This window comes from Paenochrobactrum pullorum, from assembly GCF_041929845.1.
GTDB lineage: Bacteria > Pseudomonadota > Alphaproteobacteria > Rhizobiales > Rhizobiaceae > Paenochrobactrum > Paenochrobactrum pullorum.
Genome location: NZ_JBHEEH010000015.1, coordinates 40,773 through 55,132 on the forward strand (window position 1 = coordinate 40,773; position 14,360 = coordinate 55,132).

Genomic DNA, 14,360 nt, shown 5'->3' on the forward strand with positions numbered 1-14,360 from the left:
TTTAGCTCCAGTCCAACGTGATATCAAAAGTAATGTCTGATAAAGATTTTCTCTGTTGATGCTTTTCGAAATGAGCCACAAATGCTGAAACCCATTTATCGCGTGACAACTTTACTTTTTTATCAGCATCAAAAATGGCACGACGTAAAACCATTCTCGCATCTCGTTTGGTTAACATTTCGCCAGTACGAACCGCTGCAAAGAAAGCCTTGATGTGCTCGCCAGCATAGCCTGTTCGCAATAGATAGAAAGCTGCCGCACCCATCGCAGCCTGACCGATGCCTTTAAATCCGGCGCCACAGCAACTCAGTGCCGCTTGAAAAGCCTCAGCATGGTCAAAATAATAATCCTCTGATTCAGACGGAGTTGGTTTTCTCCCAAATGTCAGCTCAAACACCAATGCCGCCATAGCCGACAAAACAACATAATTACTCACTCCCGCAATAGCGAGCCTGTCTTTTGCCTCGCGCTTCATACCGATATTCACGGTGCGCATGGATTGCTTTGTAACACCGGAAGCAACCAACGATTCAATTTGTGTGTTAGTAAGCAGCACAGAAAAGCAACGATGTTGACCATCATTCACGGTTCCATCATCGGCTATTATCAAGGTTTCGCCATTAAGCTTAAACCGCCCACCTACGATATCACGCATAATGCTTGCGAGATTCGCGGCCTTGACGTTTCTGTTGTTCGGATTATTCATTAACAGCACTTGGGCGCGTGCGGGGGTAATATAATGAACATTAGCGCGCACTTCTTTATCAGCTACCCAGTCTTGATGCCAGTTTACAGATTTCGTAAACTCATGAGTGCCTTCAAAGATATAGAATCCAGTCTCTTTGCCCGCATTGATAAGGCGGGCAGCGATACGAGCAGCTTCTTCAAACTTCTGCTCTCGAACAAGACGGAATACTTTTTCGTGCTCAGTTTCATCTTTTGGATCCAGCACAATCTTAATGGCTAAACCTTTACGAATAGCCGCCTGTCGCTCCATTGCACTTGGCTTACGCTTAAATAACTCTTCAGCAGCGCGTCTAGCTGTATTGACAGGGACGGTACGCTTCTTAGTAATAACAGGAATTTCCCTGCCTCTTGCTTGTACAATCTGCATTTTAGTCTCCTCTATATTAATACTTGCGCATTTGACGGATGAATTTTCATGTGATTAGTAAAAGATGTCGCTGGCGGGTTTTCTCAGCTGGTGTGGACTTATGCCGACACTCTTCAGCCCTTTGGCTGTATCAAAAGAGGCATTATGTCCTCCCAACTAGAGAAAGGCTCGGTATGGAAGCTATTAAAAAGAAAGTCGTTTTTGTAAGATCATATATCCGGTTTAGACTGGGACGATTAGAAACAGTCTGCGCCCATATGCGCTCACGACCCAAACAACTAAGCTTTAACTTCTAAAACCCACCTGCCAGCGACACCCATCACTAATCACAGGTATAGCGCCACCGGCCATTTCCGACCGGCAGCGTCCCTATTGATTTTAAGGCGGCGTTTTTTCTGATGCGGTGAAATTTGGTCTCGATGCTGAATTCGTCATTGGTATCTCCTCGAAGTGTATTGTGGTGAGCAGCTTGGGAGCGGCTATCTGTCAGGGCGCGGTAGTTCCGGCTTCTTTTTCATTGGGCATCTCCTTTTTATCAGTACCGTTCTTTCTGACGGCTTATGATTTGAAGTATGCGATAAAGGGATAATTCTGTCAAGTCATTTAATTCGAAAATAGGAAAAGATTTATTTTGCAAACTATGCGATATACGAATTCATGGATATGAATGATTTTCGACAGTGGCTTAAGGATGGCATGGAGCGGACTGGGATAACCCAGTCTGAGCTTGGTCGTCGCGTTGGCAAACCCGCGAACTATATAAACAAAATATTCACGGAAGGTCGGAAAATTGGACTAGAGGAATATGTTGTATTTGCTAACGCGCTTGGTGAAAGCCCTATAAACATCCCGATCCCCATCGTTGGCAAGGTCGGAGCCGGCGATCATATCTACGGCATGGATAATGGGATATTAGGCGAGATTGAGAACCAGGGTGGCATGTACCCAATTGGCACTAAAGGTGTTGAAGTTGAGGGAACTTCAATGGGGGAGGACATACCTGATGGGTCTATTATTTTTTACGATGATGAATATGAAGTCCCACAATCATTCCACATAAATTGCCGATGTGTTGTCTGGACATATGACGGGCGAACAATGGTAAAAAAACTTTTGCGCGGCAGCCGACCTGACCGATGGAATCTATTTTCATACGGATCAGGTACCGCTGAGCCTGACGTTGTACTCGACCGTGTTGCAAAGGTGACTGGCGTAAAGTACCGATAATCACACTGGCCGCCCTAAAATAAGGACGGCCACTTTGTTAAAAGCCAAAGGCTTTTTCGATTGATTGGACGCGCAATGCCAATAATGCAATTCGCGGGAACTCATCATCGTCCCACACAATACCTTGCCACCGTTTATAGTCATATTTAGCAAGACTATCTGACAATACTATAGCACTGCGACGGGCATCCAGCTTTGGCGCCTCTTTCTCTATCTGGCCCATTAAAAGCTCAACTGCTTCAGGCTCATCGCCACCCATAAAGCCATCAAGGACGTTAGAGGCCTCTTTGTGAATTCTCCCAAAAACTTCAATCACGGCTTCAGCATCAGCCACGTCTTTTACGCCGGATTCCAATTCTTGAATTTGCGACACAAGCTCTGCATCAAGCTTGGCTGGCGTGCGGATTATATAAAATAAATAAATCACCGGCCCAATCACAAAAGCTATGGTAAAAGCGGATATCTTGGCAAGAAACTCATCCCACCCTGAACCGCTTGTGCCATACATATACAATGCTGCAATAACAGCAATTGCGACCAGTAGCTTAACCATTAGCCGCGCCCCAGTCTCAATAGATAGTGTATGCTTAGTGGAATCCCACGCGCGATTGTGAACTTTGCGCCAATACTCTCTCTGCATATCGCCCCCACCCTTATTAATAGGGGTACTTTAACTGCTCTATCCATTGAATCAATCTCCTCTTTACCTGCCGCGTCATCGCGGCGACGACTCACATTATGCGTAAAACGGATAAACGGTCAAAGATTATTTGTTCTATTTTAGGATTTTTATAGTTGACATAATTATCCTATTATCGCATAGATATCTCCAGCACGAAGACACCGCATCGGAAGATCTGCTGACACCACACCACTGAGGAGATAGAGATATGGAAACCGCTAAAGTTGAAACAATTGAAAGAAGAAGACATAACAAGGCACGCAAAGGAGAGGTAATTGGCGGCGGCTGCTTTGTGTTCCGCCGCTGCAGAAGAACAGGCCGCGTATTTACGAATGGCCGCCCTTTTGAACATCCTGATTATGCGAGTGCAGTGCGCGAAGCTGCACGCCTCGCCAAGCTAACCGGCGACGCGTTTGAAGTATTCCAAACAACCGGCACGACTGCCAGCGCCGCTGCACCGGTGCTAGATGCGCCAGCAGAACAGGCGCCGGCGTATGAAGGAGTTGCAGCATGACCCGCGCACTCCAAGACAAAGTGCTTATCCGCGACATTCTCCGTGATGTAGAAGAACAAGCCCACTCCCCCAAGACATATGCCGCAAGCGTTGAACCGATGCGTAGGCCTGACCACAAGGCCAAGAAACACGGCAAGATAATGCCATGGATGAAAGGCGCGATCCGCACAACAAGCGAAGCAGCGCGAACAGTAAGCGAAGCAGCTGTCATTGTAGCCTTCGTTTGCATGATAGGCGTGGTGAGCCTTGGTATGGGAGTGGGGGCATGAATAGCGCAAGCCAAATTATGACCTACCACCCACAACGCTTTGGCGGCGTCCAAATCCGTGAAAACGGTCGCGCTATAGGCTCCATGAAAAGCAAAGCAGCTGCAAAAGCGCTGTGCGATGCAATCAACATCCGTGAAGCACCTCGCCGCGCTCAAGAAGATGCGGCTTGGGAAGCGCATCAGAGAAGAAGATAGCGGCTTAGGGCTGCCTACCCGCTGACTAAGGTTGGCGGGTTCATTTCACCACACACACTGAGGAGATTACCATGAACGCTAGAACGCGATTGCATACCCGCGCCTGCACGACAACGGCGCACCTCGACCGCCAGTTTCTCAACGCTATCCGCGTCAAGCCTGACTGCTTGCCTTCAGTACCAGCCGCAGTTGTTGCCAGATTGAAAAAGGATGGATTGCTATGACTGTTTTAAGCTTAGCACTAGCGCTGCCGCTAATCATGGCTGCCGGTCTTATGATTTACGTCGCTCTGATAGGCGTGCCTTCAGACGAGTTTAACGGCGAGTATGGAGACGGCTTATGATGCAGATACCAGATGCAACCGTGCACCCGGCTCTTGATGAATACTATCCAGCGCTCGCAACCACCCTGAAACCGGAGGCAGAGGCATGAAGTACATCGCGGTTTTCCATCATTGGTGGATGGATAGTGGCTATTTCAGAAGCGAGATCATTGAAGCTGAAAATCTAGAAGATGCTGAGATGAAGGCTGATGCGGCTGCGCACAGAAAGTCTAGTACATTCAACCATTGCCGTGCGCATGTTCTTGAAATAGGCGGTGATGAACATCTTATTCGCCGAAATCTTACATGGGGAGAGCGTTTATTAGGCCGCGCAGCTTTGGCTGATGGAGGACGGAAATGAGCCAGACAAACAATGATCAGCGCCCAAGATTAATGTCACCGAAGGAAGCTTCACAGGCCACAACGATGTCACGCGTACTTCTTTCGCTTATGGCAAAGGAAGGAAAGTTTCCGCAGCCAGTGCAAATTGGAGTGAAACGCCAAGCTTATGTTCGAGCAGAAGTTGAAGGATGGATCGAACAGAAAATTAGTGACCGTAATTAATCATCGCCTTGAACTTTGTTTAAGTAACTCGACCACTCTTCCATCATGGCGCGGCGCTTTTCTAGCGCTGTGCCACGGCGATAGGCAGCCTCAGTTTTGTCTTTAATAACATGTGCGAGCGCAGCCTCAGCAACATCACGCGGATAACTTGTTTCATCACCCGCCCAATCGCGGAAGCTACTTCGCAATCCATGAAGTGTAGCGTCACCTGCTCCAGCTGCACGAAAGACTTTTATCATAGCTGTGTCGGAGATTGGCTTACCTTCGCGCTCACCTTCAAAAACTAAATCACCAGTTCGTAATTCTAATTGCTCTTGCAAAATCTCCAACGCTCGATCTGTGAGCGGGACTTCATGGGGCTTACTGGCCTTCATACGTGAGGCCGGAACTATCCAAAGCTTTTCTGCAAAATTGATTTCATCCCAAGTCATCGAGCGCGCTTCATTGGATCTAGCAGCAGTCAAAGCAATAAATTCCACAGCCCGTGCAGAAACTGCCGTTGATTTCCTCAAATTAGCAACAACCAAGGGTAAGTCTTTATATCCAACAGCAGCATGATGCCCCCTGCTCAGCTTACTCCGTGCTGGCAGAAGCTCTTTTAAACCACCACGCCAATCAGCTGGATTGTCACCAACATAAAGCCCACGAGCTTTTGCATGATCGATTACCGCAGCAATTCGCTGGCGGGTACGGTCTGCGGTTTCTGGTATTTTAGTCCAAATAGGTTTTAAAACTTCAACGACATGGTCGCGCGTGATATCGGTTATAGGCAACTTGTGCAAAGGCTCAGCATATTTTGTCAGGGTCATTACCCACTGAGCTTTATGTTTATCATTTTTAAAGCTTGCCTGTTTCACATCTAAAACATCATCCATGACGCTTAGAAATGTTTTTCGGCTATGTAGATCTTCGCCGCGAGCTAGCCTTTCACGTATCACATCAGCTTTTTCACGTGCTAATGATAACGATACAGGTGCAGTTCCCTGCCCGTATCCACCGAGCCCTAGTTCCGTTCTTTGCCCATTTCGTTTATATATAAAAAACCACTGCTTTGAGCCACCAGCTCGAACACGTAAAAACAAGCCGTCACCATCCGAGTAAATGCCCGGCTTTACCAACGCCTTAATGCGTGTTTCAGATAGCTTGTTCCTTGCCACTTCAAATCCTTTTGCCATAACTTCACTGCTAAAATTATGACAAATAAGGTTATTTGCAATACCTCATATCAGCAATATCAATATGTTGCATAAAGACGCGGGCACCCCCTCCGCCATAATTAAAAAACATCAAAAAGATTTAGAGTTCACTTTCATACGGTTACAACCTGACGATTGTCTTTTTACGCACTATATTTGATGCCCTGCTGTAGGGAATCAGACACTATATTTAAAAAAATCTTAAAAAACTTACTGGATGGGTTTGGGCATCCCTTCCAAACATATCATCATATCTTTGATATTTGGGAGTGTGTTTAAATGAAAAATGATTCCGTTCTCGTAATCGGAGGCTCAGGTTTCGTTGGCAGACAGGTGGTTAATTCGTTCTTGTCAGCCCACAAAAAGGTAACCGTTCTTAATCGCGGCAATATAGTGCTCGCTGGTGTTGAGCAGCTGATTGCAGATCGCAATGACATTAATGCACTCAAAACCGCATTAATGGGACGACACTTTGATGTCGTTATCGATACGAACTGCTACACACCACTACAAGCGCATTATTTAACGCAAGTGCTTCAAGAAACGTCACGTAATATAATCGTTATCTCAAGCGCTTCAGTCTATGCAGATGATGCCACACAACCACCCACGGAGAAAGAACCTACCGGTGGTGCCAGTGTCTGGAGTGTATACGGAAAAGAAAAAAGTGGTATGGAAGAAGTCTATCGTTTGGCTTCTCATGCTTACGATAAATGTATAATACTGCGCCCTCCTTATATTTTTGGCCCCCAAAACAGTAGTGACAGGGAAACTTGGTTTTGGGTACGACAAGCTGCGAATAAGCCTGTTTTGCTTCCTGGCAACGGTCTTTCAAAAGTTCAGTTTATTCATGTGGAGGATGTTGCCAATGCAATTCTGCAGGTGGCTGAGGCTGACTATTTTAAACATGATACATTTAATATTGCTGACCCAACAATATTGACATTTTCGCAACACGCCACACTGCTTGCGCAAGTCGCAGGCTTTCATGATAAGCAAATTGCGGTTGGCACGGCTGCTTCAGGCGCGGATGCCCGCTCATGGTTTCCTTTCCGTGATTATCCGTGCTTGGCCTCATCTGAAAAGATTGGCAATCAATTAGGGTGGTATCCGAAACAATCACTCTTTGACTCTTTCAAAAGCACATTACAGCATTACCAATTGGCTTCATTAATAAAAACTATGATGCCAACCTCAACAGAGGATATGATATTGAAACGCCTCGGTATCTATTAAGTTTTATTGATCACTTTTCAGTCCCCCCCATGTTCAGGGGAATTGTTTCAATTAATCAACTAAATTACATCTCACGCAGAAATTACGGATTATGGCAATCAGCCTTTTAGCTTGCACAAGATGACAAGTAGAAACTGATCAAAATCTCCGTAATGACCGAAACATAGATCTGAAATGATGAGTGTTTAAGATTATTTATGATAAATCTTAAACACCACCTCATAAAGTGGGATGGACATGAAAATTTTTACCCTTGCAGCAGCGACTGCAATTTTGGCAACACCAGTTTTTGCAGCTGATGCAATTGTCTATAATGAGCCGGCGCCTGTAGCGGTGGATACTTTCTCATGGACAGGTGGATATATTGGGTTGAACGCTGGCTATGCCGGAGGCAAATTCAAGCACCCTTATTCCTCTAAAGGTTATGATACTGTTTTTGAGGAAGAAGATAATGATTCCGGATCTCTTGATGTCACATCAAGCGGCTTTGCTGGCGGTGTACAGGCCGGTTATAACTGGCAGTTTAACAACAATGTGGTTGCCGGTGTTGAAGCAGACTTCCAAGGCTCCAACCTTAAAGGTGAAGTTAAATTAACTGATAATAACCTCACCTTAAAAGCAGGCACCAAGGTCAACTGGTTTGGCACAGTGCGCGCACGTCTGGGGTATGTACCAACTGAACGCTTGATGGTCTACACAACCGGTGGTTATGCTTATGGTAAAGTTAAATCATACGTTGATTTTGAGGGCGAAGGCGTATCAAAATCCAAGACAAAATCCGGCTGGACTGTTGGCGCTGGCGCTGAATATGCATTGGCCAATAATTGGACATTGAAATCGGAATATCTTTACACAGACTTCGGTAAAACAAAACTGATGAACTATATCGATGATGGCGTCACCACTAAACTGGACGCAAAAGTGAAGTTCCATACTGTGCGCGTTGGCTTGAATTACAAGTTCTGATCTCCTCTAAGCGCATTGAAAAGCCGCCTGAATTTCAGGCGGTTTTTTTATTTTTAAAATTCATAAGAGTTAAAACAAACACGAAATATGATTGATACTGATGATTGATTTGAGAGGAAGATGCACTATCGCTGAGCCAGCCGATGAGACAATAAATAGCCCTTTTGATATAATTTATGCTATGAGCCCGTGATAAATCAGAATAACCACCATAGCAGGTATATTTAATGAACCGGTTATACCCATGCTGAATGATTTCATTCAATCGACTTTGAACATTGTTCAGCAATATAGCCACTTGGCTCCATTCATTGCCTTTATATTGTCATTTTGTGAATCTCTCGCTTTTCTGTCCTTATTAGCGCCTGCAACCACTATTTTGATTGGCATGGGGGCACTGATAGGCGTAGCTAATCTCGATTTCTTTACAATTTGGATTTCTGCAGCCCTGGGTGCATTTCTGGGTGACTGGGTTTCTTACTGGCTAGGAAGACGCTATAAAACACAAATTCTCAATATCTGGCCGCTTTCAAAATATCCTGATATGGCTCGCAATGGTGAACTTTTTTTTAAACGTTGGGGAACTTGGAGTGTCTTCATTGGTCGTTTTTGGGGCCCATTAAGAGCAATCGTGCCTTTAATGGCAGGTATTATGAATTTACCGCAAATTTTATTTCAGCTTGCTAATTTTTCTTCTGCTGCCATTTGGGCGTTTGCCATGTTGGCACCAGGTGCATTTGCACTTGATGCGAAGTGGTTGGAATGGATCAAGTGATCATTTGCCTTTTGGTTAGTAATAACTCATAGGCTTAAGTAAAAAAGGATTGCTTAATGTCGTATGCTGCTGATTTCTTTAAATACACAGCGCTTGTTGTAATCGGGCTTCTCCCAATCATGAATCCGCTGACAACAATTCCACTCTTTATGGCGCTGACAAACCGCATGACCGCTGAGAAAAAACGTAAACAAGCGGCAAAAGCTTGTATTTATGCGTTTTGTATTCTGGCCACTTTTCTTCTTTTGGGTAAAGGGATCATCACACTCTTCGGCATTTCCATGCCAGGGATTCGTGTTGCGGGCGGTATCATCATTTTGATTTTAGCTTTGCGGATGGTGTTTTCTGGCAGCGATCCTTCATCTGAAGTGGAATCCAGTGCATCAGATATCAAAAAAGCAGATATGGATTATTCATTTTCGCCTTTAGCCATGCCAAGCCTTGCAGGCCCCGGTTCCATTGCGGTTGTTATGGGATTTGGTTCACAAATTCCGGCAGGGCAAATGATTATGGGGCATGTTCATATTCTGATCGGTATCGGAATTGTAGCAACTATCGCTTATATCACCTTATCCGCTTCCAAATGGATCGAAAAATTACTTGGCAAACACGGAACTCAGGCCATATCAAAAATCATGGGTTTCCTGCTCACTTGTATTGCTGTTCAATTTTTAGCCTCAGGCGTTCGCGATTTTTATTATGAATTTGCAAGTCTCGGCGCACACGCAGCGCTTTAAATAAAAAAGCCGGAAAATCTATTTCCGGCCTTTTTCTCGTAATTTAATCTGATTAAATTTTATATGCAAAAGCGCCACTAAATAACATGATGATCAGATTCATATTATTTGACTTCAACGTTATAATTAATCATAGATTATCTCATCTTCCGTTTTAAGTGAGAAATCATATTTCTTCGCAGCACGAATTTGATTTTTATAGCTAGCTATATCAGCCTGTACCATGACAGAAGTTGAAAAGGATGCAAAGCTTTCTACGCCTCGCATACCGCTGAGTGATGGTTCATTTTTCACTCAAAGGGCAACACCGAACTCTACTTGCCGCGAAAAATGGGCTGAAATTAACCGTGTCCAGAAAATTGTCATGCAAGATGACTTTGTGAAGCGCGGAAAAGGTGAGCGACTTGTATTTAGCTATCAGGTCAATCTTTTAGGTGATTTTACCGATAAGAGTAAGAAATTTGTCATAAACAATGGTCGCTAAATATAGTACTTTGTTTTGTGGTAAGGATAACCATCCGCAGTTCAACGATATACTGCATTCATTTTTTATTCTCAAATTCTCGCATACGGACGATATGATTACCTGTTAGGCAATTCCGCTGTGAGATTCATGGGGTTGTTTTTTAGGCTTAATGCCAGCCTGAAGCAAAGTTCTGTCAAGCAGCTGCTCGTAAATCGGTTTTCCACCAATCCATTCTGCTGTTAAATTTGCCATGAGACAGGCAATTATAAGCGGTACCGCCATATCATAAGCCCCAGTCAGTTCAAGTGTGAGAACAATACCCACAACTGGTGCGCGTACGGATGCAGTAAAAAGCGCTCCCATAGCTGCGATCACAAATGCCACTGCTGCAATAGTGGTTTCCGGAAAAAGAATGTCTAAAATACCGGAAAATGAAAGCCCTATGCAGGTGGCAAGAGTAAGCATTGGAGCAAAAATACCACCTGGCACACCACTTGAATAACTGCCGACCGTGGTAAAATAACGTGTAACGGCCAACAAGAGCAAAAGAGCCAACCCAATTTTTTGATGCGTTAATTGCAGGATGACATTTTCACCACCAGTAACTGATTGTGGTAATATGATGAAAAGTGCACCTACGGACAAACCAATGAGTGCCGGATAGAGATAGGGTACAATTTTCTGTATACGACTTGCAAAATTAACTGCCCACATAATGCCGGCATTTAAAGCCACGCCCACAAAGCCAAACAAACATCCCAGCACGACAAAAGCCGGTAAATACAGAAGTTCGACCTTCACATCAGGCATCGACATGTCCGGAGCTGTACCGCCGATGATTTGGGTAAATATCGTCGCAAGCAAAGCCGACGCTATCACGCCCATATAAGTACGGAAAGTATACGGAAATTGTTTTCGCGTTTCCTCGATGATAAACAAAATCCCCGCTAACGGAGCATTAAAAGCACATGCAAGACCTGCTGCCGCGCCAGCGGCTAAAATACCACGTCTTTCAGCATCACTGACTTTGAAAAAACTTGTAATCGCGGCTCCAAACGAAGCGCCAATGTGAATAGTTGGACCTTCACGTCCCAAGACTAATCCAGATGAAATAGCACTAATACCTACGAGGAATTTTACTGGTAAAATGCGCTTCCAACGAACGTCTCTCAATCCCTCGATAGCGCCTTCAATTTCCTGAACGCCACTGCCGCTTGCTTCCGGTGCAAAACGGCGTACAATATAAGCTGATAAAACAGTACAGATCATCACTATAAGTGAGGAAATTACGATAAGGGATATACCATTAAAGTATTCACTTAATTTTTGTGGCCATCTCATCATTTCATTAATGATGAGATGGAAATAAGATCCAGCTATTCCTGTAAAAATACCAGTTAGTGCTGCAAGAAAAATGTAACGTGCCTGCGCCCGATGATTGCCCGGTTTGTCGATCTGTAATGTCCGATCATCCATCTCAGGCTCTCCAGAATATAAATACTAACAGTTTAAAAGCATAATCGTGTGCAAGGTCAAGCAATCACATTCATCTGACAAAGTCTAGTATTTGCACGTTAAAGCATGAAATAGAAACTGACTTATTAAGGAAAATCGAATTTAAGTTTGTTAATTAAGAAGGTCTGCAATTAAAACAGACCATAAAAAATATATTTAGACCAAATCAGCGATAATGTTTCGAAGATTTGGGACTAAGTTTCCCCTAACTTTCCTTCGCACGTTTTCAATTTTTAAATTCAGTATAATTTATTTTTTCCCCAGCTATCGTTTTAATTGAGACTATCCCGCGTAATTTCATATAATTTCGGATATTCCCGTTTACTGCCATATGATGTTGCGGGTTTACACTAACCAAAACGAAAGCTGTAAACCAAGCTGACGGACAGTATAAGCTAAGTTATTGATTTCATGGTCGGAGCGGCGGGATTCGAACCCACGACCCCTTGACCCCCAGTCAAGTGCGCTACCTAGCTGCGCTACGCTCCGAACCTATGAAAGCCTTAGAATATAAAGACTTTTTAAGCAAGTTCATTAAATCAAGAAAAAGAACAAAATGCAGACAAATGTAGCTTGTGGGACTTATTAGCACCGAAAGTCCCACCCAAAACCCCACAAATATTCTTTATTTGTTCCGCTATTTATGTGGATGAAAAATTTCAGTTAGCAAGACCATCAAAAATATATTTGACTCTCCAACTGAATTGGAACATTTAAAGAACAAGTTAGTCTTTATGAAAATATCTTCAACCCTTTTGTGCACGTTTAGCGCCACGGGATAACTGTGCCATGAGTTGGAAAAGCCAAATACAAGTCCGTGATCTGGACGATGATCAGCGCTTAGAAATGATTTGTGAAAAGTGTCGCCGCCTTGTTTACATCAAGAAGGCGGACATTTGTAAGAAGGAAGGATATGAGCAGCTTTACCTTGATGAAGTTGAGCGGCGCTCACGATGCCGCGGCAAAGGATGCGATGGTCGATTCCGCATGGCTATGGAGCGCCTTAAAGAGTTGAGCGGTTTTGTGGGCGGCATAGCATGAGCGATGAAAAGAAGGTCAGAACATCCAAGGGCATCGATGATGCTTAAGGATGAAGGCGATGAGTAAATGGTAAAAAACTGAACATAAAGATGATGTTCATTAATCAATATCATCGGATTTTAATTTTAAAAGTGGTTATCAAATCTAAATATATAACCGTTGCTTATCTAATATAATTAATATTATCAATTAAGATAATTTACTGCGACCATAAAGATAGATAGGAAGTAAATAGATAGCTCAAAATTAATTTATGGTAAAAGGTAAAGTTGTAATGGAATACTATGGCTATTTGCTACTCAAATTCTTCATCGGATTTACGATTGTAATTACGCATATGAATCTGTCTGGCAAAACCCAGTTATCACAAATGACACCAGTCGATTTTATCGGTAATTTTGTTCTAGGCGGGATAATTGGTGGTGTTATCTACAGTGATACAATTCCAATGCTGCAGTATATTGCTGTTTTGATTATTGGCGTTTGCCTGATCGGCCTACTGAATGCGATAACGAAGCATATTAGTTTCATTCGAAGTTTGGCAATGGGAGATCCAATTCCAATAATAAAAAATGGCGAATTTATTATGGAAAATATTCGCCGTAAGCGAAACAAAATAGACATAATCAACGTTTCATCACGTCTACATGCCAAGGGCATCAATTCTTTTCAAGAAATCGCCTATGCGCAAATAGAGCCGAGCGGGGATATTACTGTCATTTGTAAAGGCAATATAATGCCTTCACTCATTCTGATGAAAGACGGCAACCCCATACCGTCAGCACTGCACGAAATAGCCAAAGATAATGACTGGATTTTTAAGCGGCTTAAATCTGCCCATATCGACCCAGATGATGTATTTATAATCGAATATTTCGAAGAAAAAATGCATGTCATATTCAATGATGGCAAAGTCAAAACTGTAAAATGATAGCTACCATTGATAGTCATCCCCTCAACTCTGGCTCTTGGGCGGCCTCAACCATTTCACAATGGCTTCAAACCGCCGTAAGCGGTGTTTTGGTCCCACCTATTTTTCGTTTTTCTGATCTGTCATTGAAATTTCGCCAATATACATAGCGGAGTTTCTCCATGGAGCTTCGAATAGAGTTTTTCACAACAGATCAGAGTAAGTGTGGTAAACATCGTCAGTGGTCGACCGATTTAAAGGCGCGGATTGTTTCGGAAAGCTTGCGGCCTGGCGTGACGGTTCAGCAAGTCGCAGATCGTTATGGTGTTCGGGCGAATACCTGTCTTCGTGGCGCACGCTGGCGCGCAAAGGCAAGCTTGTGTTGCCTGCACCCGTGGATGAGACGGAGTTTGCAGCAATCGTTGTCGAGAAGCAGGTCGTTGAACCGGTAACACCTACGGCTTCTCGCGTTGAGATCTTTTTCTGATCTGTCATTATCCGGTTGGAAGACGGTGTCTGCTCATCCCGGATCGCAGCTGTTGCAAGTGCGCTTGCGGCTCAATCATGATCTTTCCTTCCAATCGGGTGCGGATCATGGTGGCAACAAAGCCTGTTGACTTTCGCAAAGGCCA

The 14,360-nt window shown here is 44.0% G+C and carries 19 protein-coding genes and 1 tRNA gene; 15 read left to right on the plus strand and 5 right to left on the minus strand.

Annotated features, from left to right (window positions below; all coding sequences use genetic code 11):
• Position 1: 1 nt before the first annotated feature.
• Entirely contained in the window at positions 2-1,114 is a 1,113-nt protein-coding gene (locus tag JNC77_RS15120; RefSeq protein ID WP_374833983.1) for a hypothetical protein, read from the minus strand.
• 663 nt (positions 1,115-1,777) lie between these two features.
• On the opposite strand from JNC77_RS15120, the gene JNC77_RS15125 reads away from it, so the two are divergent.
• Entirely contained in the window at positions 1,778-2,341 is a 564-nt protein-coding gene (locus JNC77_RS15125) for an XRE family transcriptional regulator (protein ID WP_374833985.1), read from the plus strand.
• Between the two features lie 37 nt (positions 2,342-2,378).
• Here the strand turns inward: JNC77_RS15125 and JNC77_RS15130 are convergent, their stop codons facing one another.
• Positions 2,379-2,894: a hypothetical protein gene (locus tag JNC77_RS15130; protein ID WP_374833987.1), complete on the minus strand. Its 516-nt coding sequence runs from the start codon at positions 2,892-2,894 to the stop codon at positions 2,379-2,381.
• 337 nt (positions 2,895-3,231) lie between these two features.
• Between JNC77_RS15130 and JNC77_RS15135 the strand changes: the two genes are divergently transcribed.
• The 6 genes from JNC77_RS15135 (at position 3,232) to JNC77_RS15160 (ending at position 4,886) form a co-directional block, all read left to right on the plus strand.
• Positions 3,232-3,537, plus strand: a complete 306-nt coding sequence (locus JNC77_RS15135; RefSeq protein ID WP_374833989.1) for a hypothetical protein — start codon at positions 3,232-3,234, stop codon at positions 3,535-3,537.
• Positions 3,534-3,806, plus strand: a complete 273-nt coding sequence (locus JNC77_RS15140; protein ID WP_374833991.1) for a hypothetical protein — start codon at positions 3,534-3,536, stop codon at positions 3,804-3,806. Before JNC77_RS15135 ends, JNC77_RS15140 begins: the two co-directional genes overlap by 4 nt.
• The gene (locus tag JNC77_RS15145; RefSeq protein ID WP_374833993.1) at positions 3,803-4,000 is read left to right on the plus strand and encodes a hypothetical protein; all 198 of its coding nucleotides are present in this window, start codon (positions 3,803-3,805) and stop codon (positions 3,998-4,000) included. Before JNC77_RS15140 ends, JNC77_RS15145 begins: the two co-directional genes overlap by 4 nt.
• Before the next feature lie 71 nt (positions 4,001-4,071).
• The gene (locus tag JNC77_RS15150) at positions 4,072-4,224 is read left to right on the plus strand and encodes a hypothetical protein (RefSeq protein ID WP_374833995.1); all 153 of its coding nucleotides are present in this window, start codon (positions 4,072-4,074) and stop codon (positions 4,222-4,224) included.
• Between the two features lie 204 nt (positions 4,225-4,428).
• Positions 4,429-4,683, plus strand: coding sequence for a hypothetical protein (locus JNC77_RS15155; protein ID WP_374833997.1), 255 nt, complete (start codon positions 4,429-4,431; stop codon positions 4,681-4,683).
• Positions 4,680-4,886, plus strand: a complete 207-nt coding sequence (locus tag JNC77_RS15160; protein ID WP_374833999.1) for a helix-turn-helix transcriptional regulator — start codon at positions 4,680-4,682, stop codon at positions 4,884-4,886. Before JNC77_RS15155 ends, JNC77_RS15160 begins: the two co-directional genes overlap by 4 nt.
• Here JNC77_RS15160 and JNC77_RS15165 read toward each other — a convergent pair.
• On the minus strand, positions 4,883-6,061 hold the full coding sequence (locus tag JNC77_RS15165) for a tyrosine-type recombinase/integrase (RefSeq protein ID WP_374834001.1): 1,179 nt from the start codon (positions 6,059-6,061) through the stop codon (positions 4,883-4,885). The two genes, JNC77_RS15160 and JNC77_RS15165, sit on opposite strands and share 4 nt — an antisense overlap.
• A 300-nt stretch (positions 6,062-6,361) precedes the next feature.
• Here JNC77_RS15165 and JNC77_RS15170 point away from each other — a divergent pair, with 300 nt between their 5' ends.
• The 5 genes from JNC77_RS15170 to JNC77_RS15190 all read left to right on the plus strand — a co-directional run bounded on the left by JNC77_RS15170 (position 6,362) and on the right by JNC77_RS15190 (position 10,280).
• Positions 6,362-7,318 (plus strand): NAD-dependent epimerase/dehydratase family protein, encoded by a 957-nt coding sequence (locus JNC77_RS15170; RefSeq protein ID WP_374834003.1) that lies wholly within the window; start codon positions 6,362-6,364, stop codon positions 7,316-7,318.
• 237 nt (positions 7,319-7,555) lie between these two features.
• Complete coding sequence (locus tag JNC77_RS15175) at positions 7,556-8,284, plus strand: outer membrane protein (RefSeq protein WP_374834005.1); 729 nt, start codon at positions 7,556-7,558, stop codon at positions 8,282-8,284.
• Between the two features lie 244 nt (positions 8,285-8,528).
• A complete protein-coding gene (locus tag JNC77_RS15180) occupies positions 8,529-9,059 on the plus strand; it encodes a DedA family protein (protein ID WP_374834007.1) in 531 nt (176 codons plus the stop codon).
• 56 nt (positions 9,060-9,115) lie between these two features.
• Positions 9,116-9,796, plus strand: coding sequence for a MarC family NAAT transporter (locus JNC77_RS15185; protein WP_374834009.1), 681 nt, complete (start codon positions 9,116-9,118; stop codon positions 9,794-9,796).
• A 223-nt stretch (positions 9,797-10,019) separates the two neighbouring features.
• Positions 10,020-10,280, plus strand: coding sequence for a hypothetical protein (locus JNC77_RS15190; RefSeq protein ID WP_374834011.1), 261 nt, complete (start codon positions 10,020-10,022; stop codon positions 10,278-10,280).
• Positions 10,281-10,385: 105 nt separating this feature from the next.
• Here JNC77_RS15190 and clcA read toward each other — a convergent pair whose 3' ends face one another.
• Together clcA and JNC77_RS15200 are read right to left on the minus strand one after the other, a co-directional pair.
• On the minus strand, positions 10,386-11,738 hold the full coding sequence (gene clcA / locus JNC77_RS15195; protein WP_374834013.1) for a H(+)/Cl(-) exchange transporter ClcA: 1,353 nt from the start codon (positions 11,736-11,738) through the stop codon (positions 10,386-10,388).
• Positions 11,739-12,189: 451 nt separating this feature from the next.
• Positions 12,190-12,266, minus strand: a tRNA-Pro gene (locus JNC77_RS15200).
• Between the two features lie 300 nt (positions 12,267-12,566).
• Between JNC77_RS15200 and JNC77_RS15205 the strand changes: the two genes are divergently transcribed.
• From JNC77_RS15205 to JNC77_RS15215, 3 genes are all read left to right on the plus strand, one after another.
• Complete coding sequence (locus JNC77_RS15205) at positions 12,567-12,818, plus strand: hypothetical protein (RefSeq protein ID WP_374834015.1); 252 nt, start codon at positions 12,567-12,569, stop codon at positions 12,816-12,818.
• 274 nt (positions 12,819-13,092) lie between these two features.
• Entirely contained in the window at positions 13,093-13,749 is a 657-nt protein-coding gene (locus tag JNC77_RS15210; RefSeq protein ID WP_374834017.1) for a DUF421 domain-containing protein, read from the plus strand.
• A gap of 161 nt (positions 13,750-13,910) precedes the next feature.
• Positions 13,911-14,180 carry a transposase gene (locus tag JNC77_RS15215; protein ID WP_374834019.1) on the plus strand — a complete coding sequence of 90 codons (270 nt, stop codon included), beginning with the start codon at positions 13,911-13,913 and terminating at the stop codon, positions 14,178-14,180.
• The last annotated feature ends 180 nt before the right edge of the window (positions 14,181-14,360 follow it).

What these genes read in the sequence shown, in the direction of transcription:
- JNC77_RS15205 (WP_374834015.1), top strand. Translation starts at nt 12,567, where the DNA reads ATGAGTTGGAAAAGCCAAATACAAGTCCGTGATCTGGACGATGATCAG.
- JNC77_RS15140 (WP_374833991.1), top strand. Translation starts at nt 3,534, where the DNA reads ATGACCCGCGCACTCCAAGACAAAGTGCTTATCCGCGACATTCTCCGT.
- JNC77_RS15155 (WP_374833997.1), top strand. Translation starts at nt 4,429, where the DNA reads ATGAAGTACATCGCGGTTTTCCATCATTGGTGGATGGATAGTGGCTAT.
- JNC77_RS15180 (WP_374834007.1), top strand. Translation starts at nt 8,529, where the DNA reads ATGCTGAATGATTTCATTCAATCGACTTTGAACATTGTTCAGCAATAT.
- clcA (WP_374834013.1), bottom strand. Translation starts at nt 11,738, where the DNA reads ATGGATGATCGGACATTACAGATCGACAAACCGGGCAATCATCGGGCG.
- JNC77_RS15145 (WP_374833993.1), top strand. Translation starts at nt 3,803, where the DNA reads ATGAATAGCGCAAGCCAAATTATGACCTACCACCCACAACGCTTTGGC.
- JNC77_RS15170 (WP_374834003.1), top strand. Translation starts at nt 6,362, where the DNA reads ATGAAAAATGATTCCGTTCTCGTAATCGGAGGCTCAGGTTTCGTTGGC.
- JNC77_RS15210 (WP_374834017.1), top strand. Translation starts at nt 13,093, where the DNA reads ATGGAATACTATGGCTATTTGCTACTCAAATTCTTCATCGGATTTACG.
- JNC77_RS15120 (WP_374833983.1), bottom strand. Translation starts at nt 1,114, where the DNA reads ATGCAGATTGTACAAGCAAGAGGCAGGGAAATTCCTGTTATTACTAAG.
- JNC77_RS15175 (WP_374834005.1), top strand. Translation starts at nt 7,556, where the DNA reads ATGAAAATTTTTACCCTTGCAGCAGCGACTGCAATTTTGGCAACACCA.
- JNC77_RS15215 (WP_374834019.1), top strand. Translation starts at nt 13,911, where the DNA reads ATGGAGCTTCGAATAGAGTTTTTCACAACAGATCAGAGTAAGTGTGGT.
- JNC77_RS15130 (WP_374833987.1), bottom strand. Translation starts at nt 2,894, where the DNA reads ATGGTTAAGCTACTGGTCGCAATTGCTGTTATTGCAGCATTGTATATG.
- JNC77_RS15185 (WP_374834009.1), top strand. Translation starts at nt 9,116, where the DNA reads ATGTCGTATGCTGCTGATTTCTTTAAATACACAGCGCTTGTTGTAATC.
- JNC77_RS15160 (WP_374833999.1), top strand. Translation starts at nt 4,680, where the DNA reads ATGAGCCAGACAAACAATGATCAGCGCCCAAGATTAATGTCACCGAAG.
- JNC77_RS15150 (WP_374833995.1), top strand. Translation starts at nt 4,072, where the DNA reads ATGAACGCTAGAACGCGATTGCATACCCGCGCCTGCACGACAACGGCG.
- JNC77_RS15190 (WP_374834011.1), top strand. Translation starts at nt 10,020, where the DNA reads ATGACAGAAGTTGAAAAGGATGCAAAGCTTTCTACGCCTCGCATACCG.
- JNC77_RS15135 (WP_374833989.1), top strand. Translation starts at nt 3,232, where the DNA reads ATGGAAACCGCTAAAGTTGAAACAATTGAAAGAAGAAGACATAACAAG.
- JNC77_RS15125 (WP_374833985.1), top strand. Translation starts at nt 1,778, where the DNA reads ATGAATGATTTTCGACAGTGGCTTAAGGATGGCATGGAGCGGACTGGG.
- JNC77_RS15165 (WP_374834001.1), bottom strand. Translation starts at nt 6,061, where the DNA reads ATGGCAAAAGGATTTGAAGTGGCAAGGAACAAGCTATCTGAAACACGC.